Origin of the sequence: Anaerostipes hadrus ATCC 29173 = JCM 17467 (assembly GCF_030296915.1) — a bacterium.
GTDB lineage: Bacteria > Bacillota > Clostridia > Lachnospirales > Lachnospiraceae > Anaerostipes > Anaerostipes hadrus.
This window is the reverse complement of record NZ_AP028031.1, coordinates 2,239,781-2,266,248: the sequence shown is the minus strand read 5'-3', so window position 1 is coordinate 2,266,248 and position 26,468 is coordinate 2,239,781. Positions and strand designations below refer to the sequence as shown.

The window sequence follows — 26,468 nt, the reverse complement described above, 5'->3', positions numbered from 1 at the left end:
GATGTTTGATAAGTTAGAAGGTTTAGTAGATCGTCTGGACACTGTACTGCAGGAATTGAATGATCCAGATGTAGCAGGTAACCAGAATCGTTTCCGTGATCTGATGAAAGAACAAAATGAGCTGACACCGATCGTGGAAAAATACAAAGAATACAAAGCAGAGAAACAGAATATCGAAGATAGTTTGATGCTTTTAGAAGAAGAGTCTGACGAAGAGATGAAAGAACTTGCCAAGGAAGAACTGAATGAATCTAAGGCAAATGTGGAAAGATTAGAAGAAGAGTTAAAGATTCTCTTAATTCCAAAGGATCCAATGGATGACAAGAATATCATCGTTGAGATGCGTGCCGGTGCCGGTGGAGATGAAGCTGGGTTATTCGTCGCTGACGTTGCACGTATGTATCGAAATTATGCAGAAAGCAAACGTTGGAAAGTAAATACATTAAGTTTTAATGAGAGTGGAATCGGTGGATTTAAAGAACTTGTATTCATGGTATCTGGACAGGGTGCATACTCAAGATTCAAGTACGAAAGCGGTGTACACCGTGTACAGAGAATCCCTGCAACAGAGTCTGGAGGAAGAATCCATACATCTACAATTACGGTAGCGATCATGCCAGAAGTGGAAGATGTGGAAGTAGAGATCGATATGAATGATTGTAAGTTTGATGTATTCCGTGCATCAGGAAATGGTGGACAGTGTGTCAATACAACAGACTCTGCGGTACGTTTAACACATATTCCAACAGGAATCGTTGTATCATGCCAGGATGAAAAATCCCAGTTAAAGAATAAGGACAAAGCGTTAAAGGTATTACGTTCCCGTCTGTATGAATTAGAACAGCAGAAAGCACATGATGAAGAAGCAGCAAAGAGAAAGAGCCAGATCGGTACAGGAGACCGTTCTGAAAAGATCAGAACATACAATTATCCACAGGGTCGTGTTACAGATCACAGAATCAAGCTGACACTTCACAAATTAGATTCTATCATGAACGGTGATTTAGATGAATTGATCGACAGCTTAACAGCAGCAGATCAGGCAGCAAAATTAAGTAACATGGAAGAAGAATAATACAAAGAGATTTATAAGGGGGTCAGGTGATCAAACCTGGCCCCTGCATATATTTAATTGAGGTATACAAAATGAAAGATGGATTTATCAAAGTTTCAGCCGCAACACCAAAGATCAAAGTGGCAGATCCTGCATACAATACAGAAGAAATTTTAAAGATCATCGATGAGACAGAAAAAAATGGAGCAAGTATTCTGGTATTTTCTGAATTAACGATCAGTGGATATACATGTGGTGATCTATTCTTGCAGCAGCCACTTTTAACAGAATGTAAAAATCAGCTTTTAAGAATTGTGAAAGCAACTGAAAATAAGAGTATGTTAGTTGTTGTAGGATGTCCGATCGTTATAAAACAAAAATTATATAACTGTGCGGTTGTGATCAGTGATGGCAGTATTTTAGGAATCGTGCCAAAAACACATTTACCAAACTATTCAGAATTTTATGAATTACGTCATTTTACATCTGGAGAAGGATTAGAAGAAGATCTTTGGTTTGGAGAAGAATTTGGTTATGTAAATGTAGCCGTGAATCAGTTATTCAAATGCAAAGAGATTCCAGAACTTGTGGTAGCATGTGAAATCTGTGAAGATCTCTGGGTACCACTTCCACCAAGCACATATCACGCAATGGCAGGAGCAACGGTGATCTGTAATCCATCTGCAAGTGTAGAGACAACAACAAAAGAATCTTATCGAAGAAGCCTTGTATCAAATCAGTCAGCAAGATTGTTAGCGGCTTATATCTATGCTGATGCAGGAGAAGGAGAATCCACACAGGATGTTGTATACAGTGGACACCATCTCATCTGTGAAAATGGTTCAGTTTTAGCAGAAGCAAAACGATTTACAAATGAGATTATCTATGCAGATATCGATGTGCAGAAATTGGCAGCAGAACGAAGAAAGATGACTTCTTTCCCAGGAGGCCAAACAGATGATTATTTTGAACAGGAATTTTCACTAGAAGTCAAGGAAAACAAGATCACAAGAACATTCCCGAAAGCACCATTTGTACCAGATAATCAAGATGAAAGAGATAAACGATGCGATGAAATCTTATCTTTACAGTCTATGGGACTTAAGAAACGTCTGGAACACACAAACTGCAAACATGCAGTCGTAGGAATTTCAGGTGGATTAGATTCCACATTAGCAGTCTTAGTTACAGCAAGAGCCTTTGATCTGTTAGACATTCCAAGAGAAAACCTGATTTGTGTGACAATGCCATGTTTTGGAACAACAGACAGAACTTACCAGAATGCCGTATCCCTGATCAAAGAATTAGGAGCGACACTCAAAGAAGTAAGAATCGAAAAAGCAGTCCGCCAGCATTTTGCAGATATCGGGCATGATGAAAATAACCACGATGTAACTTATGAAAACTCTCAGGCAAGAGAAAGAACACAGATTCTGATGGATATGGCAAATCAGTACAATGGTATGGTCATCGGAACTGGAGACATGTCAGAATTAGCGCTTGGTTGGGCAACATATAATGGCGATCATATGTCCATGTATGCAGTGAACTGTTCTGTACCAAAGACATTAGTACGCTATCTTGTACTCTATTATGCTGAAACAACAGATAATAAGAAATTATCAGAAGTACTGATGGATGTCCTAGACACACCAGTCAGCCCAGAATTATTGCCACCAGTTGATGGAGTCATCTCACAGAAGACAGAAGACTTAGTCGGACCATACGAACTGCACGATTTCTTCTTATATTATATGTTACGATTTGGATTCCCAAAAGCTAAACTATACCGCATGGCAAAATTAACATTTGACGGTGTATATGATGATGAAACGATCAAGAAATGGCTGGATAAATTTTACTGGAGATTCTTCAGCCAGCAGTTTAAACGTTCATGTCTGCCAGACGGACCTAAGGTAGGTAGTGTGGCGGTATCACCTCGTGGAGATCTACGAATGCCTAGTGATGCTAGTCCAACGGCTTGGTTGTAGAGAAATAAAAGCTATCTGGAAACGCGCTCTCGCTCGATTCGCACATAGCGGACACTTAATGAGCAGCGATGATTTTATGTTAACTGAGGAGTAAACGAATATGAACCAACAATCAAAAAAAAATCTAACCAATAGGATTGTCGCTTTAGCAGGAATCACAGTTTTTGCTTTTTTTATTGGAATTTATGTCTGTGTATTTTCAAACTATTTGGAACAGCATAACACAAGAAAAAAATTATTCGGTGCAACTTATATGACGATGAATAATGAATTCTATAAGATAGTTAATAACCAGATTCGGATGCAGGTTGAGAAGAATGGGGACCAGATGATCACATTAGATCCAGCACTCGATCAGAAGAAGCAGAATGAACAGATTAAACAGTTGGTCAAACGAAAAGTAGATGCGATTTTTCTAAATCCAGTAGACTGGAAAGCAGTAGAACCAGGACTTGTAGCTGCAAAGAAAGCGAAGATTCCCGTGATTGTTATCGACTCACAGGTTTACAGAAGTGATCTCGTCGCAATGACGATCGTGTCAGATAACTACAAGGCAGGCGTTTTATGTGCCAAGGAAATGATGAAGCAAAAAGATCAGGCGAATATCGTCTTGTTAACACATAATGCAGCAAGATCTGCGGTAGATCGTATCAATGGATTTTTAGATACGATCAAGAACAATAAAAACTATAAGATTCTTGCATCTGCAGATACTCAAGGACAGATTGAACGTGCACTTCCTAAGGTAGATAAGATTATCGAAGAATACCAGAACATAGATATTGTCATGGGATTAAATGACCCAGCGGCGATGGGAGCTTTGGCGGCTCTTGACAGCAAGGGTGCAAGAGAAGGGGTTCTTGTATACGGAATCGATGGTTCGCCAGAAGGGAAAAAGCTGATCAAAGAAGGTATGATGACAGGAACAGCGGCACAATCTCCCAAACAGATGGCAGACACAGCGGTCAATGCGGCATACCAGATTCTGCAAGGGGAGAAAGTAGAGAAGAAAAAGGTAATCTCTGTTCAAATGATAACAAAAAAGAATGTAGAGCAGACTGATATTAGCCGTTGGCAGTAAAGAGGAAATGATATGGATCGAAAAAATCAAAATTTATATTATATCAAGATTCTGATGGGAGTCATAAATTTCATCATTTTATCCTTCCTTTCTGCAGTTTTTATTTTAACATTAAATAAGATCAATTGTGATTTTGGAGCAAGGAATTTCTTAGAGAATATCACATATCTCCCAAACGAACCAGTGACATCAACAGTGTTGATATTTATTGCTTTTTTCTTATTGTTAGGCATTATAGAAATTCGAAGAAAACAAAGAAAAAGGCAACAGGTATCTGTGATCTTATATGCAGCAGAGATTTTGTTATGTCTGATCATTATTAAATTTGTTTATGTAAATTATAATGGAATCATTCTTCTTGTCATTGCAGATATTGTAACGGATATCAAAGATAAACACACTAGGGGAATTTTCTTTGTCATCATGGGAATGATATATTTATTCTCAGACTACGATATCATATCAATGTTTATAGATATGATATCGTTCCAACAATTTTTGAGTGTATACCCGGCGAAAGTCAGTATGATGATCCAAGGAACAAGAAATATACTAGTTGCATTGAATGCGATCGCATTTATTGCATACATGATCATTTTGATGAGAAATCAGATGAAAGAGAATGCAAGGATTGGATTGTTAAACCTTCAGCTTCAGACAGCCAATATACGTTTAAAAGAAATGAATGAACAGCTGAAGGACTATTCAGAGATGACAGAGAAAATGGCGGAGACAAGGGAACGAAATCGAATTGCCAGAGAGATTCATGACACACTGGGGCATACGATGACTGGACTGTCTGCAGGAATTGACGCATGTATCGCGATGATCGATTTTTCTGTAGATGCAACGAAAGAACAGTTAAATAAAATATCACAGGTTGCAAGGCAAGGAATTAAAGATATTCGAAGATCGGTCAATAAATTAAGACCAGATGCCTTAGAGCATAGTGGATTGCAAGAAGCTTTAGAAAAGATGATCAATGAGACGATGCAGGTATCAGATGTTAAGATTAATTATGATTGTCAGGTAGAGGTCTTGAAATTCAATCAAGATGAAGAAGATATGATCTATCGTGTAGTACAGGAAAGTATTACAAATGCGATCAGGCATGGAAAAGCGAAGCAGATTGATGTAAACTTATGGAAGGAAGATAAGTGGCTCAATCTAGAGATCAAAGACAATGGAATCGGATGTGAAGAGATTCATACAGGATTTGGATTGATCCATATCGAAGAGAGGATCAAGATGTTAAAAGGAACTGTAGAATATGATGGAAGTAATGGATTTAAAGTCACAGCCAGAATACCGATCAGATGGGGTGAAAAACTATGATTAAAGTAATGATAGCAGATGATCAGGAACTGATCAGACAAAGTTTACAGATCGTACTTGAGATGAAAGAAGGAATCGAAGTTACTGCAACTGCCAAGGACGGAAGAGAAGTCATTCAGGAAGTCAGGAAAGACAAGCCAGATGTTATTTTAATGGATGTGCGTATGCCAGAAATGGATGGAGTGCAATGTACACAGATCATCAAAGAACAATATCCAGATGTCAAGATCATTATTTTGACAACGTTCGATGATGATGAGTATGTATACAATGCATTAAAACATGGAGCAAGTGGTTATCTGTTAAAAGGAATTTCTATGGATGAATTAGAAAAAGCGATCAATACAGTACATAGCGGCGGGGCCATGATCAATCCAGAAGTGGCAACAAAGGTGGTCGATTTCTTCTCTGAAATGGCACAAAGCAATTATGATACATCAATTCATGCACAGAATGTAGAAGAGATCACAGATGCAGAATGGGAGATCATTAAATTAGTCGGAAGAGGCATGTCAAATAAAGAAATCTCGACGGAACTAAGCCTTTCCGAAGGAACTGTACGAAATTATCTCAGCACGATCTTAAGTAAACTAGACCTAAGAGACAGAACCCAGCTTGCAATCTGGGAAGTACAGTCAGGTTCAGCCAAATACGGGAGAAGATAGATGAGACAGAAACTAGAAAAATGGTGGAAACGAATCATTGCTGTTGGATTGGTCATAAGTTTATTATCTGTTGGTTTTGTGATCTATCCCAAACAACAAAAAATTGTTTTAACCTTTGGAATGTTTGCAGGAAACAAGTGGGATGTTCCAGATGATAATTGCTATCAGATGATCGATCAAGTAATCAAAGAATTTGAAAAAGAATATCCGAATGTCACGATCAAATACGAAAGTGGTGTGATGAAAGATGATTATTCAGAATGGCTGTCACAAAAGGCACTAAAAGGAGATCTGCCAGATGTTTTTATGGTCTTGCCAGAAGATTTTAGCACATTTTCATCCGTAGGAATGTTAAAGAACTTAGACTCCTATACAAAGATTGATAAAGCGTTCAAAAAAAGCAACTATTATGAAGGAAGTTATGATGCTGGAACCTATAAGGGAACGCAATATGCTCTTCCATACGAAAGTGTACCAACTTTGATGCTAGTCAATAAGACACTACTAAAAAAAGAGCATATCAAAATGCCAGGGAATCACTGGACTTGGGATGATTTTTATAAGATCTGTCAAAAAGTAACCAAAGATACCGATGGAGATGGCCGTTTAGACCAATTTGGTGTATATAATTATAAATGGAATGATGCAACTCTGAGCAATGGCGGAACATTGTTTAATCAAAGTGGAACAAAATGCAACTTGTCATCCGAACCAATTGAAAATGCAATCCTCTTTACAAAGAAGATTGAAAAAATATCATCTTTTCGAAATCTGACATCTGATGATTTTGATTCTGGAAATATTGCATTTCGTCCTATGACATTTTCAGAATTTAGAACGTATAAACCATATCCATGGAAGATCAATAAATACTTTGATTTCAAATGGGATTGTATCAGATTCCCTTCCGGACCAGATGGAGAGAATAAGACACAGGTAGATAATCTGCTGATGGGAATCAGCAATCAGACCAAGCAAGGAGATATGGCATGGCAGTTTTTAAAGAAATTATGTTATGAAACAAAGACACAGCAAAAGATCTTTCAGTATCGTCAGGGAATCTCACCATTAAAAGCTGTGACGAATTCAAAACAAGCACAGCAGGTATTAGAAAAAAGCATGGGTGAGAATATGACAGATAAAATGAAATTGTTAGATGAACTCATGAACAATGCCTTGCAGATTCCAAAATTCCGAAGATACAATGAAGCCTACCAAAAGATTGACAGTGAGATGACAAGAATTCTTACAGATGAAGAAGAATTTGATTCCAATATCTTGAAACTAAAACAAGAGATTGATAAGTTTTTAAATCAGTAACAATAAGAAAATCAAAACAAATAAAACACGAATATGACATTTGTCACATAAAAAAGGACATTTGTAAATTGAAAGTCATGACAATTTACAGATGTCCTTTTTTTACATGCTTGGTAGAATAAGTTTGTAAATAAGAGATAGGAATAAGAAAGGAGAAGAGGATGAAATACGTAGTATTAGTCAGCCACGGAACATTTGCACCAGGACTTCACAGTGTACTTAAGATGTTAGCTGGTGGAGAAAGAGAAGACGTGATCAGCGTCGGATTAGAGGACGGAATGAGTGCTGATGAATTCGCAGAGAAATTCAGCAATGCGATCAGCAAGATCACAGAAGACGATGAGATCATTCTTCTTGGTGACATTGTGGGTGGATCACCTCTTACAAATGCAATTGAACAGGTATCAAATAAAGGACTGATCGGTCAGACAGTGATCTTTGGTGGAATGAACCTGGCAATGGCATTGACAGCAACATTAATGAAAGACGGCGTAGACACAGACATGCTAAAAGACAGCTTGATCAATGAGGCAAAAGATGCAGTTAAAGAATTTGTTATGACATCAGCAAACGATGATGAAGAAGACGATATTTAAATTTTAAGGAGGAAAAAAATATGTCAGTTTCATTTTTAAGAATTGATGACCGTATGATCCATGGTCAGACAGTAACACGTTGGGCACTAGAGTATCCATGCGATGGGCTGATCGCAGTGAACGACAAAGCAGCAACAACAGATGCACTTAAGATGGCATACAAGAGTGCCAGCACAAAGAAAACATTTGTTTGGACATATGAAGCATGGAAAAAGAAAAACCAGAAAGTATTAGACAGCAAAGACAATTACTTCCTGATCACAAAAGATCCAATCCAGATGAAGAAGATCTTAGTGGATGATGGATTTGTTCCAAGTGATGTAAAGAAAGTAATCGTAGGACCATGTAATGACAGACCGGGAGCTGTCAAACTTGGTAATAACCAATCTATTACACAGGAAGAAGCAGAAGCTTTAGAAGCGATCAGCAAAGCTGGTTATGAAATCGAATTCGCACTGATCAAAGAAGCGTCCATCGGAACATGGGACAAATTCAGAGGTCAGTTTGGATTTAACTAAAAAACCAATAGAGAGGAGAAACTATTATGACAATTAGTTGGTTACAAGCAATCATTTTAGGTATTTTTGCCTGCTTATCCAGTATGCCTGGTATGGGAGGTACAACCATTGGTAACTACACATTAGGAAGACCATTAGTTGCAGGTCTTGTCTGTGGTATCGTACTTGGAGATATTCAGGCAGGTGTTTTAGTCGGTGCGGCAATGCAGGTTGTATATATCGCATTGGTTACACCAGGAGGAACTGTATCAGCAGACGTTCGTGCCGTATCTTATATCGGTATTCCACTGGCAATGTTAGCATTAAATTCATACGGATTAGATCCTGCATCAGCAAAAGGTATCTCCATGGCAACATCATTTGGAGCAATGGTAGGAACAATCGGTACAGTATTATTCTATGGAACAGCAACGATCAACCTTGTATGGCAGCACATTGGATGGCAGGCCGTTGAAAAAGGTGAATTCAAGAGATTATACGTTGTAGATATGGTTCTTCCATGGATTTCTCATATCATCTGCAGCTTCTTACCAGCAGTTGTAATGTGTAAATTAGGAGTTCCAGTTGTAGAAGCGATCAAAACAACATTACCAATGGATGGAATTGCAATGAAAACACTGTTTACAGTAGGTAGCTTACTTCCTTGCGTAGGTATTGCGATCTTATTAAAACAGGTAGTAACAAAAGCAGTTGACTTTATACCATTCTTCTTCGGATTTACATTAGCAGCAAGTATGGGATTAAACCTTGTATCAGTAACAGTTGTAGCAGCAATGTTCGCAATTATTTACTACAACATTAAAATGGTAGGAATCAGAGCAAAAGAAGCAGCCTTAGCTTCTGGCGGTTCCTTTGACGATGATGACGAGGAGGATATTTAATATGGCAGAGAAAAAACTATCTAAAAAAGCGTTAAATAAATCATTCCGTAACTGGGCTTATGGAAACTTAACATGTTTCTCTCAGGAACATATGCAGACATTTGGTTATCTGTGTGCAATGCTTCCATTGGTAGAAGAGTTATATGATACAAAAGAAGAACAGAAAGAAGCAATGAATACATACACAGCTTTCTTTAATACAGAACCACAGGTTGGATCTATCATCGTAGGTATCACAGCTGGTCTTGAGGAAGCAAAAGCAAATGGAAATGAAGATATCGATGCAGAAGCAATCAATGGTATCCGTGCCGGTCTTATGGGACCTTTAGCAGGTATTGGTGATTCCTTAGTTGTAGGTACATTAATTCCTATCTTACTTGGTATCGCACTGGGATTATCAACAGGTGGATCTGTCGTAGGACCGATCTTCTATATCGTAGCATGGAACTTGATCATGGCATTTGGAATGAAGTTCTTATACTTCAAAGGATATGAACTGGGTGGAAAAGCCGTAGATATCCTGGTTGGTGAGCAAGCAACCGCGATCCGTGAAGCAATCGTTATGTTAGGAACAATGGTTGTTGGATCTGTAGCAGCAACATGGGTATCAGTAAAAACATCATTCCATCTTGTAAACAGTGCAGGAAAAGAATTCTTAAATCTTCAGAATCAGTTAGACGGAGTATATCCAGGATTCTTAACAGCAGCTTTTGTAATCTTCTGTTGGTGGTTAATGTCAAAGAAAAAAGTATCTCCAGTTGTTACAATGTTGATCTTAGTAGTTGTAGCATTTATCGGAGTTATGATCGGATTCTTTAACCCAGGATTAAAATACTAAGAAAGGAAGTATATTATGACAACACAAACAAGAGCACAGCAGTTAAAAGAAATTGAATTTCAGACACAAATGCTCAATAACCTCAAAAAATGGATTCGCAATCTCATTATTCTATCTTCTATCGGAATCATACTTGCGTATTGGGGACTAGGTGCCCAAAGTAAAATGCCATTTACAGTATTTGGTGTAGCTGGAGTGATCATTACGATCATCAGTGTGATACTTTGTGTTGTCATAGGCCTTGGTATTAAGCGAGGAAGAGCAAACGTAGACAAGATATTACAATTAGTGAAAGCCTAAGCATAGAACTATTGTTTTTTGAGTGAAAAAGGACGATTATAGTTAGATCGTCCTTTTTTTCTACAAAGAAAGGGAAAAAATATGAGGAAAGTTAGCCCAAGATTAGTAGCAATAATGATGGCAAGTGTAGTCAGTGTCACTTCTATCGCGCCAGTAACAGCATACAATCATGTAACTGTAAATGCAGCACAATTACAGCAGCAGGCGATAGATTGGACATTTACAGGGAATGGAAAAGTAGACAATGATAAGATCCAGTTATCAGGAGCTGGTGATAATATCGGTATCACAAACATCAAAAAAGAAGATAATTATGCGGTCAAAGCAAAACTGACACAAGGAGAAGAAGACGGAGCTGTCGGTGTGATTATGGGAGCAAAGGAAGCAAAAGATCCAAAGAAAGGTTCTGTAGTAGCCAATGTTACTCCATCTACTGGAGCTGTACGTTTGATCTGTTTCCAAGGAGGACGCAACAACGATCTTCAGAAAGAAAAAGTATTTGATGAATTAAAAAATAAAGATACTTATGATTTTGACATTTCTGTAAAACAACGTCATTTAACAGTTAAGATCAATGGTGTAAAAGTCATCAGTATGGAGATCACAGATACAATTTTTGAAGGAAAGGTTGGTCTTATTTCCTTCAATGAAACAATGACAGCATCTGATTTTTCTGTAGAAGATATCGCGATTCCAAAAGCAACAGCACATTTAACAAATTTACAGGTAACAGGTGGCGACTTAGATAAGAAATATACACAGGATACAAATGATTATGCGATCACAGTGCCTAATACAGTTGATAAATTATCTATCACACCAACTGTAAGTGATAATGGAACAGTGACGATCGGTGAACAAAAAGCAGAAAATGGAAAAGTAACAGAAGTATCATTAAAGATTGGATCTCAGGAAATTCCTATCACAGTGACAAGTACAAATGGTGCAGTAGAAACTACAACATTACATGTATTAAGAAATGTAGATGGTTCAGCATATACAGTGCCAACCAGACCACAATATCATTTTTCACAGGCAATGGGATGGAGCAATGACCCAAACGGAATGCTTTATTATAAGGGAGAATGGCATTTATTCTTCCAGCATAATCAGGCAAGAACGACATGGGGAGAGTTAGAATGGGGACATGCAGTTTCTAAAGATCTAATCCACTGGGAAGAATTGCCAAGACCATTAAATTATCAGGAAGATAATGGAGCAATGTTCTCTGGATGTGGTGTTGTAGATGATGAGAATACATCCGGTTTATTTGGAGATGAAAAAGGACCTGGAAAAGGTGGACTTATCGCGCTCTATACACAGAACAATGAATTAAATGGCCACAGAGGACAGGATCAGTGCATCGCATATAGCAAAGATAACGGAAGAACATGGACAAAATATAAAGGAAATCCAATCTTAAAATGGGATGAAGATCATCTAAAAGATACAGCATTCCGTGATCCAAAAGTATTCCGCCACGATGGAAAATGGTTTATGGTATTAGCGGGAGGAATCTTAAGAATTTATTCTTCTGATGATCTGATTCATTGGAATATTGAAAGTACATATAAAGGAAGTGATGATATCGGTAATCCAGCAGGATTGAGAGTTGAAACAGAATGTCCTGATATGTATCCTTTAACAGCAGATGATGGAACAACAAAATGGGTTATCAGTGAAGGAGGACGTTATTATCGCATCGGTGATCTCAAGAAGATTGATGGACATTGGACATTTGTACAGGATAAAGACAGCGACCGTTATGTCATGAACTTTGGACCTCATTCTTATGCAGCAATGACATATTATATTGGTAATGGGGAAACAACCAATGGAAAACCAGAAAACCGAAGAATCATGATCAACTGGGCAAGTACATGGGCTGATGGATACTGCAATAACGTTGATAAAGTGACTGGACAGTGGGGATACAATGGATTCTTTAATCTTCAGACAGAATTAAATGTGAAGAAGATTGATGGTAAATATAAACTGGTACAGACACCAATTGACGAATATAAGACGTTACGTGTCAACGAAGCAGCAACCAAACTTGAAAATGTTACGATTCCAAAGAAGACAGAAAACAGCGAAAATCTGTTATCAGGAGTCAAAGCAGGACAATATGAAGTTGTCGCAGAACTTACACCACAGGCAGGAACAAAAGAAGTTGGATTCAAATTAAGAACAAACAAATCTGGAAGTCAGGAAACAGTTGTATCTTATAATACAGAAACAAAGAAAGTATCCATCAATGGAGAAAAATCTGGTACACATCCAGCGGGACAGCAGACAAAGAACATCGTATCTGATGCGATCGTCACGGAGAAAGATGGAAAAGTAAAATTAGATATCTTTGTTGATGAATCAAGTGTTGAAGTATATGGACAAGATGGACAGGTTACAGGAGCATTAGCAGTATTCCCATCTGTCAGTAGTACAGGAATGGAAGTATATTCTGAAGGTGGAGAAACAACAGGAAATATCACAGTTTATCCAATGAAGAGTATCTGGGAAAATAAGATCACAGATGCAAACACAGCAACAGATCTATATATCAGTACAGACTCTGGAAGTGGAGAATATAATGTCGGAGATAAGATTAGTGTAAATGCTGCAATCTCTCCAATGAAAGCAGATCAGAAAGTAACATGGAAAGTAAGTAATAACAAAAGTAATAAAGTTAAAGTTGTTAAAACAGAAGATGATGAACTTCAGTTAGAAGCACTAAAAGAAGGAAGTGTCACTGTTACAGCAACAACAGCAAATGGATTATCAAGAAGTATTGATATATTTGTTTCAGCAGCAGACGATGGTATTTCACTTAGTGACTGGAAACAACATGGTGGTACATGGACGATCAGTGAGAATTCTAACAGTTGTACAGGAGAAGCCAGTGGAGACGCATTCTTAATGTCAGGAACAAAGATCAGTTCAGATGATTACATTTTTGAATCAGATGTTGTTTATCACAGTGGACAGGCATTTGCATTATTATTCCGTGGACAGAACCCAGATTCTACCAGTGCATATGCAGCTAATGTAGACACACAAAGAAAAGGTAGTACAGCAAGAATCTTTACATTTGGAGGCGGAACCGGAGACATCGGAAAAGATGGAAATTACAACTTAAGCGAAGGACAGAAATATCATTTCAAAGTTGTAGTAAAAGGTAACCAGTATAAAGTGTATATTGAGGACAAGCTGGTACTGAATGTAAGAGATGTAAAAGTTGAGAATAATTACAAAGAAGGAAAATATGTTGGATTTAATGTATTCAATGGAAAAGTAACATTCCAGAATATGAAAGTCACACCATTAGAAGTGAAAGTTCCAACAGTTTCTGATAAACTTGCATTAACAGCAGGCGAGAAAGCAACAATTGATGTTTCCAATATCGAGGACAACAGTTTCAACATCATCAAATACAAATCTTTGGACAAAACGATCGCAGATGTAGATGAAGATGGTAACATCACAGCAAAGAAAGCTGGAACAACACAGATTGAAACGCAGGTTACAACTTTTGGAAGAAGTTACACATACAAGACTCAGGTAACAGTAAAAGAAAAAGAAGTAGAAACTCCAAAAGTTTCTATTACAGCAACACTAAAAGGTAATGCAGGAAAGACTGTCACAACGATCAAAGATGTGAAAGCAGGAGATACTCTGCCAGCATGGAACAAAGCAAAATATAAAGCAGCTGGTAAGAAAGGTTATGTATTTGCAGGATGGACATACAATGGAAAAATTGTTACAAAGATGCCAGAAAGCGACAAGAATATTACATTAACAGCTAAATTTGTTAAAGTAACAGTTGGAAAAGCAGGTTCATTATCTGTCAGATCCAAAGCAGGAAAAGGTGTAGGATTTGTAGCAAGATCAACACAATCTGTCAACAAATATGGAGAAAAACGAGGATTTAGATTCCGTTATTCCACAAGCAAAAAGATGAAATCTGCAAAATACAAAACAACAGGTTTAGCGAAAAATGTTTATACAAAAACAGGTCTAAAAAAAGGCAAGAAATATTATGTACAGGTTCGCTATTACTACTATGATTCAACAAATCAGAAAGTATACGGAGCATATTCTAATGCGAAGTCAGTGAAAGCAAATTAAAAATGAAAAGCCATCTGGGATATTTCACTCTCGCCAGATGGCTTTTCTTGCTTTATAATAATGGAAGAAATAGACAACAAAGCAGAGAAACGAAAGGATGCAGACATAATGAAAAAATATAAAGCAGTATTTAGTGATATTGATGGAACATTATTAAATTCAAAACATCAGATACCAGAAAATACAAGAAAAAAAATAAAACAGATCAACCAAAATGGAATCCCATACGTCTTAGTATCCGCAAGAATGCCCAAAGGCATGACAGCTATCAGAGCAGAATTAGAGGCGAAGAGTCCAATGATCTGCTACAGCGGAGCTTTAGTTGTTGATGAAGAAGACCATCCAATCTACAGTGTGGCAATGCCACAAGAAGTTGCCATGAAGTTATGCAGAAGAGTCTATGAATTGAATCCAAAGATTTCGGTTAACATTTACACAAACGATGAATGGCTGGTAAAAGATAAAAAAGAATATTGGGCAGCGCAGGAAAGTGATATCACAGGCGTGATTCCACAAGAAGTGTCTTTTGAAGATGAAGAAGTCTACAAAGAAGTACACAAGGTGTTATGCATGGGAGATAAAGAAGATATTGCAGCGTTGGAACAACAGTTAGTAAAAGAATTCCCACAGATCAGAATTTATCGATCCAAAGATACCTATTTAGAGATCATGTCCATGAAAGCATCCAAATCCGATGCAATCCATATGTTAAAAGACCATTTTCATGTGAAACAAGAAGAGATAATGGCATTTGGTGATAATTTCAACGATATCGATATGATCAGATATGCAGGACTTGGAGTCGCCATGGGCAATGCCGCAGATGAAGTAAAAGAGGCAGCAGATATTGTCACAGACATCAATGACAATGAAGGAGAACGCCAGATTCTGGATAAATATTTTAGATAGACGGAATTATTACAAGAAAATTTAGCACAAGGGTAATAGTAAGAGCCGTAAAATAAACGTAATCTTAGAGATTAGAAAGTTTATTTTATGGCTCCTTTTTCTTATATATAACAAACATTTATATAAGAAAGTTGGAAAAGTTGCAAAATTATCAAAAAATTGGTTGGAAAAGTTGCAAAAACTAAGGGATTATCATTAAATGATTTTCAAAATAGAATATTATCAATTTATCAACGGTAAAAAAGAAACATAGAATAAGTAATAAAATAGGAACCGCAGACCAAATGCAGTTCCTATTTTATTTAATAATATTAAGATTGAGATGTAATTGATATTATTTAAGAGAAATTATTTCTTTTTAGTTTTTAAAGCTTTTTTAGCAGACCAAGCAGAGTAAACATTCTTAGATTTGTTGTTTACTTTTGTTACTTTGTAGCTTCGAACTCTTACATAATATTTCTTATTCTTTTTCAGCTTCTTTAAGACTTTAGAAGTTGATTTTGCAGAAACTTTGACAGTTTTTGCATTTTTGAAGTTCTTAGAAGTACTATACTGAATCTGATAAGCAGCAACTCCGGAAACTTTCTTCCAAGATACTTTGATAGAAGTCTTCTTAGCCTTGCTTAATTTCACAGTTGTCTTTGCAGGAGCTTTCACAGTAGTTGTGTTTGTTGCAGTAGTTGTAGCTGCTGGTTTTGTTGTAGAAGGTGCAACAGTAGTAGTTGCAGCATCTTTTGTTTTTAAAGCTTTGACTGCATTGATCGCTTCTGTTAAATGAGTGATCTGCTCACTAACCTCTGCAGAACTTAAATCTTTTTTGTTAAGTAAATCTTTTGTTTCATCTAGTTCAGTTTGAAGATTAGCAAATGCAGTTTGCTTGTTAGAACTATCAACATAGGAATCTTTCTTCAAAGATTCAGCTTCTGTTACTAATTTCTGAAGAGAAGCTTTTTCTTCGTCGCTTGCAAGAGCCTTTTTGGAAACAATATTGTCTTTTGTAGCTTCAAAGTTAACTGTATAATCCTCGTAACCAAGAGCATAAACTGTTAAACTCCAATAACCTGTACCATCTGTATTTTCAGGTAACTGGCAGCGAATAGAATCTGTTAATCCAAGCTGGATTCCATTAGATTTATGCATCCAGTTATCAGCTGCAAATTTTGTTCCGTAAGAAGCTAAAGCTTTTGTACGAGTGCTGTCATTTCCGTAGTATGTCCATTTAACAGCCTGCATCTTGTCACCTAAAGCACCATAGTCATCTCCATTTAGATCCACACGAAGAAATTCTCCATATGATCCAGAAGCAGCTTTTACAGTTGGAGTGATTTTTACAGCTTTCTGTAATGTCTGATCTTTAATACCAGAGTCAGTACCAGTTGTTCTGGCTTTGAAAGAGAAGGAACCGTCAGAACCTTTGACTGCTTCCTTTAATCCATTTGTATCTGCTGTTACATTTGCAGATGCTTCATAAGAACTTAAAACACCTTCTGCATATCCACCGATCAGTGTACCATTGTTTTCAACAACAGAGTATTTTGCTTCGAAATCGTTGTAGTCAGAAGCCTTTACTTTTACAGGAACATATTTGATTCCAGAAACACTATAGTGATCCATTTTTTTTGTGGAATTGTCAGCAAATGTTAAAGTTCCTTTGTTAAAAGTAACTCTTCCTTCCACGTCTTTTAGATGTAAATAAGTGGCTGTTACTTTACCATCAGAATCTTTTACCTGTTCCCAATTAGAGATCTGATAAGCACTTCCATCGGTTGTATAGATCGTAGTGATACACTGGAAACTTCCTCTATGAAGGCCATGGTTTGTTGTAGCACGAGTAACGGCATCGTATCCACCATTATCAAGTTCACTATGACTATCTAATGTATCAGAAGAGCTGTCATTACCGGCAGCATAAACACCCTCAGATGCCCAATATTCATTCCAGGTAAGTCCAGCATAGCAATAAACATATTCATCAGATTGTTCATCAGCAGCCTTAACAATGTGAGCAACATTAAAGATATTAGCTGTCACAGGAGTCGCAGTTAAAACCATTGCACCACTCATAGCGATAGCAAAGGCTTTCCCGATTAATCTTTTACGCATATAGTTTTTCCTCCGTTTTCTGTAATATAAAATAATAGCGTGTACGTAGTTAGAAAACTCTAACTGATGAAAGATATGATACCACACGAAAGGTTAGTGAACAATAACTATAAATGAGAATAATTATCAATATCTTGCTATCTATTAAGCACAGGAACACTCTTATGGACATTGGACAGGATATTGATAATTATTCTGGAAGTTACTATAATTAAGGAAGTCATATTAAGATGAGAGTGTCAATAAGTATAAATTGCTTATTTGTGCAAGCACAAACGCAATTTATACTTTTGACACTTACATCATATTAAGAAATTCGTAAGAATTATATCCGCAGAAACGAAAGAACCACCTGATACACTAAAACCATCAAAGATACGAGGAGGAAAAGTATGAACCAGCCAAAGATCCTGGTCGTTGACGACGACAAAGAGATCGTAGGAGCGATCAAGAAACGTCTGGAAATGGAAGACTATGAAATCATAACGGCATATGATGGTCTGGAAGCCATGGATGTCCTGATGGAGCAAGAAGTCCAGCTTCTGATCATAGACGTTATGATGCCGAAGATGGACGGACTATCCGCAACGATGAAGATCAGGGAAAGCAAGAACATCCCGATCATCATTCTTTCAGCCAAGACAGAAGAAAGCGATAAGATCCTGGGACTATCTATGGGAGCCGACGACTATATCAGCAAACCATTCCGCCCAGATGAACTAGTAGCGAGAGTGAAATCCCAGCTGCGAAGATACATGCAGTTTGGAGGAATGAACGCCGCAGAAAGCAATAAGGAACAGATCATCAATGGCGGACTGATCCTTGACATGAAAGGAAAAAGGATGATGGTAGACGGAGAGCCAGTGAAACTGACTGCAACCGAATACAAGATCGTAAGCCTTCTGATGAACAACCTGGGCAGAGTATTTTCAGCAGATGAGATCTACGAACGCGTATGGAACGAAGAAGCCTATGCAACAGAGAATACCGTTATGGTCCACATCCGTCGTATCCGCGAGAAAATAGAAATAGATGCAAAAAATCCAAGATATTTAAAGGTGGTGTGGGGAATTGGATACAAGATCGAGAAAATGGACTAACAAAGTATTGATCACACTTGTGATGATCGTCATGACCCTGTCAGGGATATATGGACTCAACATGATCCATAACATGGCATTGACAGGAGATAACAGCTTCAGTCTGGATGAACAGGATCAATCAGACTATATCAAACACACACAGATGTCACTGTTTGACAAATGGGCGGATCAAGAAAGTAATAAAGTCTATTATACACAGGTAAATCATGTATCAGAAAGTTTACTGAATAAGATAAAAAAAGAATCGTTTGTGAAAGTAACGATGAAGGTCAAACCATATGATAAAAAGATGGTAACGACAACATCAACATATGGAACAGAAAATGCGAACTATACTGGGGGCAGGATTGAACATTTTCATATAGAAAGAGACAAGACAGAGAAATTAAACAAAGACGGAAGTTTCAAAGGATGGGATCCGTATGATGATTACGATGAGTACAGTGAGTACATTGTGCCTCAGACAGAATACTATGAATTCTCAGGAGATAATTATACACTGCGGGATATATTCCCAGAACAGCTTCTGATCAATGATGAGAAGAATCAGCGTCTGGAAAATGCAGACATTGAGATTTCTTTGACAAAAAAAGCATTAACAGAGATTGAAAATTTTCGAAAAGGATCAACAAAACAGATTACGACGGGAATCAAAACGATTATCGTTGTTTCGATCATTGAAGTAATCGGAACGATCCTGCTGTGCATCTTATTTGCACTTCAGGAAAAGCGAACCAGATTCTTTAGAGGGCTTGACAGGTTCTGGTGGGAGATCATACTGGTGACAGTAATTACGCTGCTTGGACTGGTGATCGCATTATGCTTTGCAATCTGGGAATATACGATAGAATATACACAGGGCGGGATCACAGGTTCAACGATCGAGATGATCATGACGCTGAGTTATATCTCAGTTCCATTTTTCATCATGGCATTTGCCGTATGTATTCAGACTACGGTATGGAGGATTCGCCAGAAGAATCTTCTGGATTCAACATTTTGTCTGGGATATATTCGAAAATGGAGCCGTCGGGCAAAGACAAGAAGAAAGCTGGAAGACGAAGCAATGTCATTTGCACAAAAACATGCAAGAGACAGGATCAGACAGTACAGGGTCTTACGATATATTTTAACTGTCGGTACACTTGCTTGTATCATCATGGGAATGAGTGGAATGAATATTCCATCCCCACTCTTGTTTATAGCAGCAGTCATTTTTGTTTTCCTTATCAGATATTTTTCAAGATATTCAGACAAATACGCAAAAGAACAGAGAGATTTAAGCATGCTTGTCGATCAGATCGAACGTATTTCCAATGGAGAACTGACGGCAACGACCGATATTTCAAAAGAATCTGCGTATTATGAATACAGTCAGAAACTGACCAATATCGGGCAGGGAATGGAAAAAGCATTAGAAACACAGATGAAGGGCGAGAGAATGAAGATCGATCTGATCACAAATGTATCACATGATCTGAAGACACCGCTGACTTCTATCATCGGATACGTCGATCTCTTAAGCAGAGATCAGACATTATCTGCAGAATCAAGAGATTATGTAACCATCCTGATCAACAAGACCGAACGCTTAAAATCCATCATTTCTGACCTATTTGAACTTGCGAAAGCAACAAGTGGAGATGCGAAAGTAGATCTGGAAGAAATGGATATGAAACGTCTGGTAGAACAGACACTGGGGGATATGGCAGATCAGATAGAAAAATCTGGATTTGCGATCAGATATCAGTGCGAAGCTACACACACAAGATTTATCGGAGACAGCAGCCGCATGTACCGAGTGGTACAAAATGTCATAGAAAATGCCTTAAAATACTCCCTGAAAGGAACCAGAATCTTCCTAAGGATCACCGAAGCAGATCAAAATATAAAATTAGAAGTTATAAACACAGCATCCTATGAGATGAATTTTACAGAAGAAGAGATCATGGAACGGTTTGCCAGAGCGGAAAAATCACGTACCAGCGAAGGAAACGGATTAGGACTTTCCATCGCAGACAGTTTTACAAAGAATTGTGGAGGAGAGTTTTCGATAAGAATAGACGGAGATCAATTCCTGGTTACTATACAATTTAAACAACATTTAGATGTAAACAAATAGATTTCATATATTTTTTGACAAAATTGTAAAAATTGAAAAAAACTATGTTGAAAGGGTAGAAAACATAAATATAAAAGTATATACTAGTGGTGTCGACAATATGCAAATAGACCATTTGAGAGAGTGGTTTTTAAATCCTTTTTTTCATGAAGTTTTGATACATGGTGACTTATGGAACGGTTGCGTATTTGGAGACATCTGCTTTTAAAGTCTCTTCAGACATTAAGATCTGGAGGGGCTTTTTTTCTTAGAAATAGGACGTAACAGCATTTGATACAAACAAATGCTTCTGGTATAATAAAAAGAAAAGAGCATGCACGGAAAGGACACGAAAGAATGAAGAGACGTTTAATCAGCCTTGTCCTTGTATTGATGCTTGTCATGACAGCAGGATGCGGGAAGAAGAGTACAACAAAGAAACTCAAGACAGAAGATTTGGATGAAACAACCCTGCAGGGAATGGCAAAAGATATCACAAAGGAGATGTCCTTAAAGAATAAGATCGGACAACTATTTATGGTATCTGTTTATCAATTAGATGAGGCAGAAAGCAAGAATCAGACAAGTGTGACGAGTCAGATGAAGAAGACATTGAAGAAGTATCCAGCAGGTGGAGTGATCATGTTTGCGAAGAATATCAACACACCTGATCAGACAAAGAAGATGACGGATGAGCTTCAAGATGCCTCCTATATTCCACTATTTATGGCAGTGGATGAGGAAGGTGGACAGGTTTCAAGAGTCGCATCAAATCCCAAGATGAAGATGACAGTATATCCATCTGCACAGGAAGTTGGAAGAACTTACAATAACAAGAAGATCGCGCAGATGGGAAAGACACAGGGAAAGGAATTAAAAGAGCTTGGATTTAACATGAATCTGGCACCAGTCGCAGACGTTTTAACGAATAAGAATAACACAGAGATTGGAGACCGAAGCTTTGGGACAGACTCAAAGAAAGTTGCTGATATTATTACAACACTGGTAAAGAACATGCAGAAACAACAGATCTCAGCGACATTAAAGCATTTTCCAGGAAGTGGACAGACTGGAGGAGACACACACCGCGGAAGTACAGAGACCGATCAGACGATCAATACATTAAGAGATACAGATTTTAAACCATTTAAAGCAGGGATCAAGGCAAAAGCTGATGCAGTGATGGTGTCACATCTGATGCTGTCTAATGTGACAGATGAGAAGGAGCCTTCAAGCCTGAGCAGCAGAGTTGTATCAGATATTCTAAGAGATGAACTTGAATATAAGGGCGTTATCATGACCGATGCGATGAACATGAAAGCGATCACAGATAACTATAGTTCCGGAGAAGCAGCAGTGAAAGCAATTCAGGCAGGAGTTGACCTGATCGTGATGCCGGATAACTATAAAGAAGCATACAAGGCAATTAAGAAGGCACTAAAAAGTGGCAAGATCAAAGAATCAAGAATCGATAAATCTGTAAGAAGGATCATATATACGAAGCTTAAGCGAGGAGAGATCCCTCCAGATACTACATTATTAAAAGAGAATCAATAACAGGGATGCTTGCAGATTTAAAATGAATATGTTACTATCAAAAATGTGTATTTTACAAACGAAACTAAAGATTGTATAACAGAAAGGTCAAAAGATCACGATGAGCAGAGAGAACTTTGATAAGTTGGGAGAAGAATGTGGAGTTTTCGGTATCTACGATTTCGATGGCAATGATGTAGCGTCAACGATCTATTATGGATTGTTTGCACTGCAGCATCGAGGTCAGGAAAGCTGTGGAATTGCAGTTTCTGATACGAATGGTCCAAAACGTAATGTCACATCTCAAAAAGGTATGGGATTATGTAATGAAGTGTTTACACCAGATTCCCTTCAGGCATTAAAGGGAGATATCGGTGTGGGGCATGTAAGGTATTCAACAGCAGGAGAGAGTGTTCCTGAGAATGCCCAGCCACTGGTTTTAAATTATGTAAAAGGTACTTTAGGACTTGCACATAATGGTAATCTGATCAATGCAATAGAACTTCGCGAAGAATTAGAAAAGACAGGAGCTATTTTCCAGACAACGATCGATTCCGAAGTTATCGCATATCATATCGCAAGAGAACGCGTGAATACATCATCAATTGAGAAGGCAGTAGCCAGAGCAATGCAGAAGATCAAAGGTGCGTATTCCCTGATCGTTATGTCACCAAGGAAACTGATCGGGGCAAGAGATCCATATGGATTTAAGCCACTATGTATCGGTAAGAGAGATAACGCTTATGTATTAGCATCTGAAAGCTGTGCATTAGATACGATCGGAGCAGAATTTATCCGTGACGTGAATCCAGGAGAGATCGTAACGATCACAAAGGATGGAATTCAGTCAGACTGTGATTTATGTCTTCCAAAGGAAAAAACAGCAAGATGTATCTTTGAATACATTTATTTTGCAAGACCAGACAGTGAGATTGACGGAGTTGGGGTATACCACTCAAGAATTCAGGCAGGAAGATACCTCGCACAGGATTCACCGGTAGAAGCAGACTTGGTTGTCGGAGTACCAGAATCAGGAAATGCAGCAGCTCTTGGATATTCCTTAGAGTCAGGAATCCCATATGGAACCGCGTTTGTCAAGAACGGTTATGTTGGAAGAACTTTCATCAAACCAGGACAGAGTAGCCGTGAATCAAGCGTGCAGATCAAGTTAAATGTTTTAAAAGAAGCAGTCAAAGGAAAGAGAGTCATCATGATCGATGATTCCATCGTACGAGGAACAACAAGTGACCGCATTGTGAAGATGTTACGCGATGCAGGAGCGACAGAAGTTCACGTAAGGATCAGTTCCCCACCATTCCTGTGGCCATGCTACTTTGGAACTGATATTCCAGAGAGAGAACAGCTGATCGCATATAACAGATCGATCAACGAGATCTGTGAAGTGATCGGAGCAGATAGTTTAGGATACTTAGGAGAAGAGAGACTTTCACAGATGGTACAGGGATTACCAATCTGTAAAGGATGTTTCACAGGTGAGTATCCAATGAAACCGCCAACAAGAGATATTCGTGGAAATTTTGAAAGATAAGGATAAGGAGATTTTTATGAACGACCGTTACCAGAGCCCATTATCAGAACGTTATGCAAGCAAAGAGATGCAGTACATCTTTTCTCCAGACAAGAAGTTTAAGACATGGAGAAAGTTATGGATCGCACTTGCTGAGACAGAGAAAGAATTAGGACTTGATATCACACAGGAACAGATCGACGAATTAAAAGCACATGCAGAAGACATCAACTACGATGTAGCAAAAGAACGTGAAAAATTAGTCCGTCATGATGTTATGTCTCATGTATATGCATACGGAGTACAATGTCCAAAGGCAAAAGGAATTATCCATTTAGGAGCAACATCCTGCTATGTTGGTGATAACACAGACATCATCATCATGACAGAAGCATTAAAGCTTGTCAGAGTAAAATTATTAAATGTGATCAACGAATTATCCAAATTCGCAATGAAATACAAAGATCTTCCAACACTTGGATTTACACATTTTCAGCCAGCACAGCCTACAACAGTAGGTAAGAGAGCAAGCCTTTGGCTGATGGATCTCGTATATGATCTAGAAGATCTTGATCACGTGATCGCTAACATGAGATTATTAGGATCAAAAGGAACAACAGGAACACAGGCAAGTTTCTTAGAGTTATTCGAAGGAAACCACGAAACGATCAAGAAGATTGATGGAATGATCGCCAAGAAGATGGGATTTGACAAATGCCAGCCAGTATCTGGACAGACATACTCTAGAAAAGTTGATTCCCGCGTGATCAACGTATTAAGTCAGATCGCACAGTCTGCTCATAAGTTCTCAAACGACATCAGACTTCTTCAGCACTTAAAAGAAGTAGAAGAACCATTTGAAAAGAACCAGATCGGATCATCTGCAATGGCATATAAGAGAAACCCAATGAGAAGTGAAAGAATCGCTTCCTTAGCAAACTACGTAATGTCAGATGCTATGAACCCAGCATTAGTAGCATCTACACAGTGGTTTGAAAGAACATTAGATGACTCAGCCAATAAACGTTTATCCGTACCAGAAGGATTCTTAGCGATCGATGGTATCTTAGACCTTTACTTAAACGTTGTAGACGGATTAGTTGTATACCCTAAGGTTATCGAAAGCCGCTTAAGAAGCGAACTTCCATTCATGGCAACAGAGAATATCATGATGGATGCAGTAAAAGCTGGTGGAGACAGACAGGAACTTCATGAGAAGATCCGTGTACATTCTATGGCAGCAGGAAAAGTTGTCAAAGAAGAAGGAAAAGCAAACGATCTGTTAGAGAGAATCGCAGCAGACCCAGCATTTGGTATGAACATGGAGCAGTTACAGGCGATCATGAAACCAGAGAACTTCGTAGGACGTGCACCACAGCAGACAGAAGAATTTGTGAATGAAGTGATCAATCCAATTCTGGAAGAGAATAAAGAAGTACTCGGATTAACAGCTGAGATCAACGTATAAAAAGATAAAATTTTAACATAAAAAGAGATGGAAAGATCAAAACAATATAGATTTTTCCATCTCTTTTTGCTGTATTTTAAGAAAAAATTACCAAAAAGCAGGAAATGAGCAGGAGTAGATATAGGAAATTAAGAAAAAAGGTACTATAATAAATTTTATAATAAAATATATAGAAGGATTATAGTTTTTTGTACAAGGAATGCATGTAGGAGTATTAGGTGCAGATCATACATGGTTTATGACAACGTTAATGATTTGTTATATATTAACACCGTTGATAGAAAAAATCTGGAAAAGAATTCAATATAAAAAGACAAAATGGGGCATACTAGTTGGATTACTTATAGTTCCGTTTATTATGGCATATCTGCTGCCGAATTATATATTTTTCATTACATATCATGTGTGCTTTTATGCAATAGCATATTATGTAGGAAGTAATTGGGAAAGACTTGGAAAATCAACTAATAAATCAGCAGTTATATATTTTATTGTTATGTGTCTGGCATTTGCAATGAGATTTATTGGACGAGTAATGATTGATGGTACGAAATTATATAATCTTGTTGTTGTAAATTATACACATTATGTGGCAGCAGCATGTATATTTATGCTATTTTCAATTATCTTTTCTAAAGCGAAAATGCTAAAAATTGTACAATTGGTTGATGGTATAAGTTTTGAAATTTATCTTTGCCACTATATGTTTATTGTGGGACCAGTATCAGTAATGTATATTACGGGGAATTGGATAATTAACAGCATTATTGCGGTGTGTATTGCGTTATTATTTGCAGTAATATTACATAAATTATCGAAAGGGATAAGAAAAATCTTAAGGGTTCATAGCACTTAAGAGGTGCTTTGAAAAATAAACTTATAAATAAAGAGAATACCACATGGATATATTGATTATAATAAAACTGTTTGTTAAAATATATATCAGGTGTTATTACATTGACATGAATGGCTGTTTGCTTCCTACAGGGAGTTCTAGTGCGTGGAAAGCATGATGC

The 26,468-nt window shown here is 37.7% G+C and carries 20 protein-coding genes; 19 read left to right on the top strand and 1 reads right to left on the bottom strand.

Annotated features, from left to right (window positions below):
• Window position 1 precedes the first annotated feature (1 nt).
• The 13 genes from prfA (at window position 2) to QUE18_RS10790 (ending at window position 15,613) form a co-directional block, all read left to right on the top strand.
• Window positions 2–1,075 carry a peptide chain release factor 1 gene (prfA, locus tag QUE18_RS10850; RefSeq protein ID WP_009265461.1) on the top strand — a complete coding sequence of 358 codons (1,074 nt, stop codon included), beginning with the start codon at window positions 2–4 and terminating at the stop codon, window positions 1,073–1,075.
• Window positions 1,076–1,146: 71 nt separating this feature from the next.
• The gene (locus QUE18_RS10845; protein ID WP_009203602.1) at window positions 1,147–3,045 is read left to right on the top strand and encodes an NAD(+) synthase; all 1,899 of its coding nucleotides are present in this window, start codon (window positions 1,147–1,149) and stop codon (window positions 3,043–3,045) included.
• Window positions 3,046–3,145: 100 nt separating this feature from the next.
• Window positions 3,146–4,126 (top strand): sugar ABC transporter substrate-binding protein, encoded by a 981-nt coding sequence (locus tag QUE18_RS10840; RefSeq protein WP_009203603.1) that lies wholly within the window; start codon window positions 3,146–3,148, stop codon window positions 4,124–4,126.
• 12 nt (window positions 4,127–4,138) lie between these two features.
• A complete protein-coding gene (locus tag QUE18_RS10835; protein ID WP_008390541.1) occupies window positions 4,139–5,461 on the top strand; it encodes a sensor histidine kinase in 1,323 nt (440 codons plus the stop codon).
• The gene (locus QUE18_RS10830; RefSeq protein WP_009203604.1) at window positions 5,458–6,126 is read left to right on the top strand and encodes a response regulator transcription factor; all 669 of its coding nucleotides are present in this window, start codon (window positions 5,458–5,460) and stop codon (window positions 6,124–6,126) included. The genes QUE18_RS10835 and QUE18_RS10830 overlap by 4 nt, the downstream gene beginning before the upstream one ends.
• Window positions 6,127–7,446: an ABC transporter substrate-binding protein gene (locus QUE18_RS10825; RefSeq protein WP_009203605.1), complete on the top strand. Its 1,320-nt coding sequence runs from the start codon at window positions 6,127–6,129 to the stop codon at window positions 7,444–7,446.
• A 161-nt stretch (window positions 7,447–7,607) separates the two neighbouring features.
• Window positions 7,608–8,042: a PTS sugar transporter subunit IIA gene (locus QUE18_RS10820; protein ID WP_008390535.1), complete on the top strand. Its 435-nt coding sequence runs from the start codon at window positions 7,608–7,610 to the stop codon at window positions 8,040–8,042.
• 20 nt (window positions 8,043–8,062) lie between these two features.
• Window positions 8,063–8,560 (top strand): PTS sugar transporter subunit IIB, encoded by a 498-nt coding sequence (locus QUE18_RS10815; protein WP_009203606.1) that lies wholly within the window; start codon window positions 8,063–8,065, stop codon window positions 8,558–8,560.
• A gap of 26 nt (window positions 8,561–8,586) precedes the next feature.
• Window positions 8,587–9,441: a PTS mannose/fructose/sorbose/N-acetylgalactosamine transporter subunit IIC gene (locus QUE18_RS10810; RefSeq protein ID WP_008390531.1), complete on the top strand. Its 855-nt coding sequence runs from the start codon at window positions 8,587–8,589 to the stop codon at window positions 9,439–9,441.
• A gap of 1 nt (window position 9,442) precedes the next feature.
• On the top strand, window positions 9,443–10,279 hold the full coding sequence (locus QUE18_RS10805) for a PTS system mannose/fructose/sorbose family transporter subunit IID (RefSeq protein WP_009265455.1): 837 nt from the start codon (window positions 9,443–9,445) through the stop codon (window positions 10,277–10,279).
• Between the two features lie 15 nt (window positions 10,280–10,294).
• Window positions 10,295–10,579, top strand: coding sequence for a hypothetical protein (locus QUE18_RS10800; RefSeq protein ID WP_009203607.1), 285 nt, complete (start codon window positions 10,295–10,297; stop codon window positions 10,577–10,579).
• Window positions 10,580–10,660: 81 nt separating this feature from the next.
• Window positions 10,661–14,704 (top strand): GH32 C-terminal domain-containing protein, encoded by a 4,044-nt coding sequence (locus QUE18_RS10795; RefSeq protein ID WP_009203608.1) that lies wholly within the window; start codon window positions 10,661–10,663, stop codon window positions 14,702–14,704.
• 108 nt (window positions 14,705–14,812) lie between these two features.
• Window positions 14,813–15,613, top strand: coding sequence for a Cof-type HAD-IIB family hydrolase (locus QUE18_RS10790; protein WP_040344271.1), 801 nt, complete (start codon window positions 14,813–14,815; stop codon window positions 15,611–15,613).
• 348 nt (window positions 15,614–15,961) lie between these two features.
• Here the strand turns inward: QUE18_RS10790 and QUE18_RS10785 are convergent, their stop codons facing one another.
• Window positions 15,962–17,716: a penicillin-binding Tp47 domain C-containing protein gene (locus QUE18_RS10785; RefSeq protein ID WP_009203610.1), complete on the bottom strand. Its 1,755-nt coding sequence runs from the start codon at window positions 17,714–17,716 to the stop codon at window positions 15,962–15,964.
• Window positions 17,717–18,108: 392 nt separating this feature from the next.
• Here QUE18_RS10785 and QUE18_RS10780 point away from each other — a divergent pair, with 392 nt between their 5' ends.
• The 6 genes from QUE18_RS10780 (at window position 18,109) to QUE18_RS10755 (ending at window position 26,308) form a co-directional block, all read left to right on the top strand.
• The gene (locus tag QUE18_RS10780; protein WP_009203611.1) at window positions 18,109–18,816 is read left to right on the top strand and encodes a response regulator transcription factor; all 708 of its coding nucleotides are present in this window, start codon (window positions 18,109–18,111) and stop codon (window positions 18,814–18,816) included.
• Window positions 18,788–20,941, top strand: coding sequence for a sensor histidine kinase (locus QUE18_RS10775; RefSeq protein WP_242852718.1), 2,154 nt, complete (start codon window positions 18,788–18,790; stop codon window positions 20,939–20,941). The genes QUE18_RS10780 and QUE18_RS10775 overlap by 29 nt, the downstream gene beginning before the upstream one ends.
• 336 nt (window positions 20,942–21,277) lie before the next feature.
• Window positions 21,278–22,477 (top strand): glycoside hydrolase family 3 protein, encoded by a 1,200-nt coding sequence (locus tag QUE18_RS10770; protein ID WP_227085324.1) that lies wholly within the window; start codon window positions 21,278–21,280, stop codon window positions 22,475–22,477.
• Window positions 22,478–22,577: 100 nt separating this feature from the next.
• Window positions 22,578–24,005 carry an amidophosphoribosyltransferase gene (gene purF, locus QUE18_RS10765; RefSeq protein ID WP_008393191.1) on the top strand — a complete coding sequence of 476 codons (1,428 nt, stop codon included), beginning with the start codon at window positions 22,578–22,580 and terminating at the stop codon, window positions 24,003–24,005.
• Window positions 24,006–24,021: 16 nt separating this feature from the next.
• The gene (purB, locus tag QUE18_RS10760; RefSeq protein WP_040344282.1) at window positions 24,022–25,452 is read left to right on the top strand and encodes an adenylosuccinate lyase; all 1,431 of its coding nucleotides are present in this window, start codon (window positions 24,022–24,024) and stop codon (window positions 25,450–25,452) included.
• Between the two features lie 199 nt (window positions 25,453–25,651).
• Window positions 25,652–26,308, top strand: a complete 657-nt coding sequence (locus tag QUE18_RS10755) for an acyltransferase family protein (RefSeq protein ID WP_009203614.1) — start codon at window positions 25,652–25,654, stop codon at window positions 26,306–26,308.
• Window positions 26,309–26,468 lie beyond the last annotated feature (160 nt).

Excerpts from the sequence above, each read along its gene's own strand:
- QUE18_RS10780 (WP_009203611.1), top strand. The coding sequence starts at position 18,109 with ATGAACCAGCCAAAGATCCTGGTCGTTGACGACGACAAAGAGATCGTA.
- QUE18_RS10815 (WP_009203606.1), top strand. The coding sequence starts at position 8,063 with ATGTCAGTTTCATTTTTAAGAATTGATGACCGTATGATCCATGGTCAG.
- QUE18_RS10840 (WP_009203603.1), top strand. The coding sequence starts at position 3,146 with ATGAACCAACAATCAAAAAAAAATCTAACCAATAGGATTGTCGCTTTA.
- QUE18_RS10770 (WP_227085324.1), top strand. The coding sequence starts at position 21,278 with ATGAAGAGACGTTTAATCAGCCTTGTCCTTGTATTGATGCTTGTCATG.
- QUE18_RS10805 (WP_009265455.1), top strand. The coding sequence starts at position 9,443 with ATGGCAGAGAAAAAACTATCTAAAAAAGCGTTAAATAAATCATTCCGT.
- QUE18_RS10785 (WP_009203610.1), bottom strand. The coding sequence starts at position 17,716 with ATGCGTAAAAGATTAATCGGGAAAGCCTTTGCTATCGCTATGAGTGGT.
- QUE18_RS10810 (WP_008390531.1), top strand. The coding sequence starts at position 8,587 with ATGACAATTAGTTGGTTACAAGCAATCATTTTAGGTATTTTTGCCTGC.
- prfA (WP_009265461.1), top strand. The coding sequence starts at position 2 with ATGTTTGATAAGTTAGAAGGTTTAGTAGATCGTCTGGACACTGTACTG.
- purB (WP_040344282.1), top strand. The coding sequence starts at position 24,022 with ATGAACGACCGTTACCAGAGCCCATTATCAGAACGTTATGCAAGCAAA.
- QUE18_RS10795 (WP_009203608.1), top strand. The coding sequence starts at position 10,661 with ATGAGGAAAGTTAGCCCAAGATTAGTAGCAATAATGATGGCAAGTGTA.
- purF (WP_008393191.1), top strand. The coding sequence starts at position 22,578 with ATGAGCAGAGAGAACTTTGATAAGTTGGGAGAAGAATGTGGAGTTTTC.
- QUE18_RS10835 (WP_008390541.1), top strand. The coding sequence starts at position 4,139 with ATGGATCGAAAAAATCAAAATTTATATTATATCAAGATTCTGATGGGA.
- QUE18_RS10830 (WP_009203604.1), top strand. The coding sequence starts at position 5,458 with ATGATTAAAGTAATGATAGCAGATGATCAGGAACTGATCAGACAAAGT.
- QUE18_RS10825 (WP_009203605.1), top strand. The coding sequence starts at position 6,127 with ATGAGACAGAAACTAGAAAAATGGTGGAAACGAATCATTGCTGTTGGA.
- QUE18_RS10800 (WP_009203607.1), top strand. The coding sequence starts at position 10,295 with ATGACAACACAAACAAGAGCACAGCAGTTAAAAGAAATTGAATTTCAG.
- QUE18_RS10820 (WP_008390535.1), top strand. The coding sequence starts at position 7,608 with ATGAAATACGTAGTATTAGTCAGCCACGGAACATTTGCACCAGGACTT.
- QUE18_RS10755 (WP_009203614.1), top strand. The coding sequence starts at position 25,652 with ATGCATGTAGGAGTATTAGGTGCAGATCATACATGGTTTATGACAACG.
- QUE18_RS10845 (WP_009203602.1), top strand. The coding sequence starts at position 1,147 with ATGAAAGATGGATTTATCAAAGTTTCAGCCGCAACACCAAAGATCAAA.
- QUE18_RS10790 (WP_040344271.1), top strand. The coding sequence starts at position 14,813 with ATGAAAAAATATAAAGCAGTATTTAGTGATATTGATGGAACATTATTA.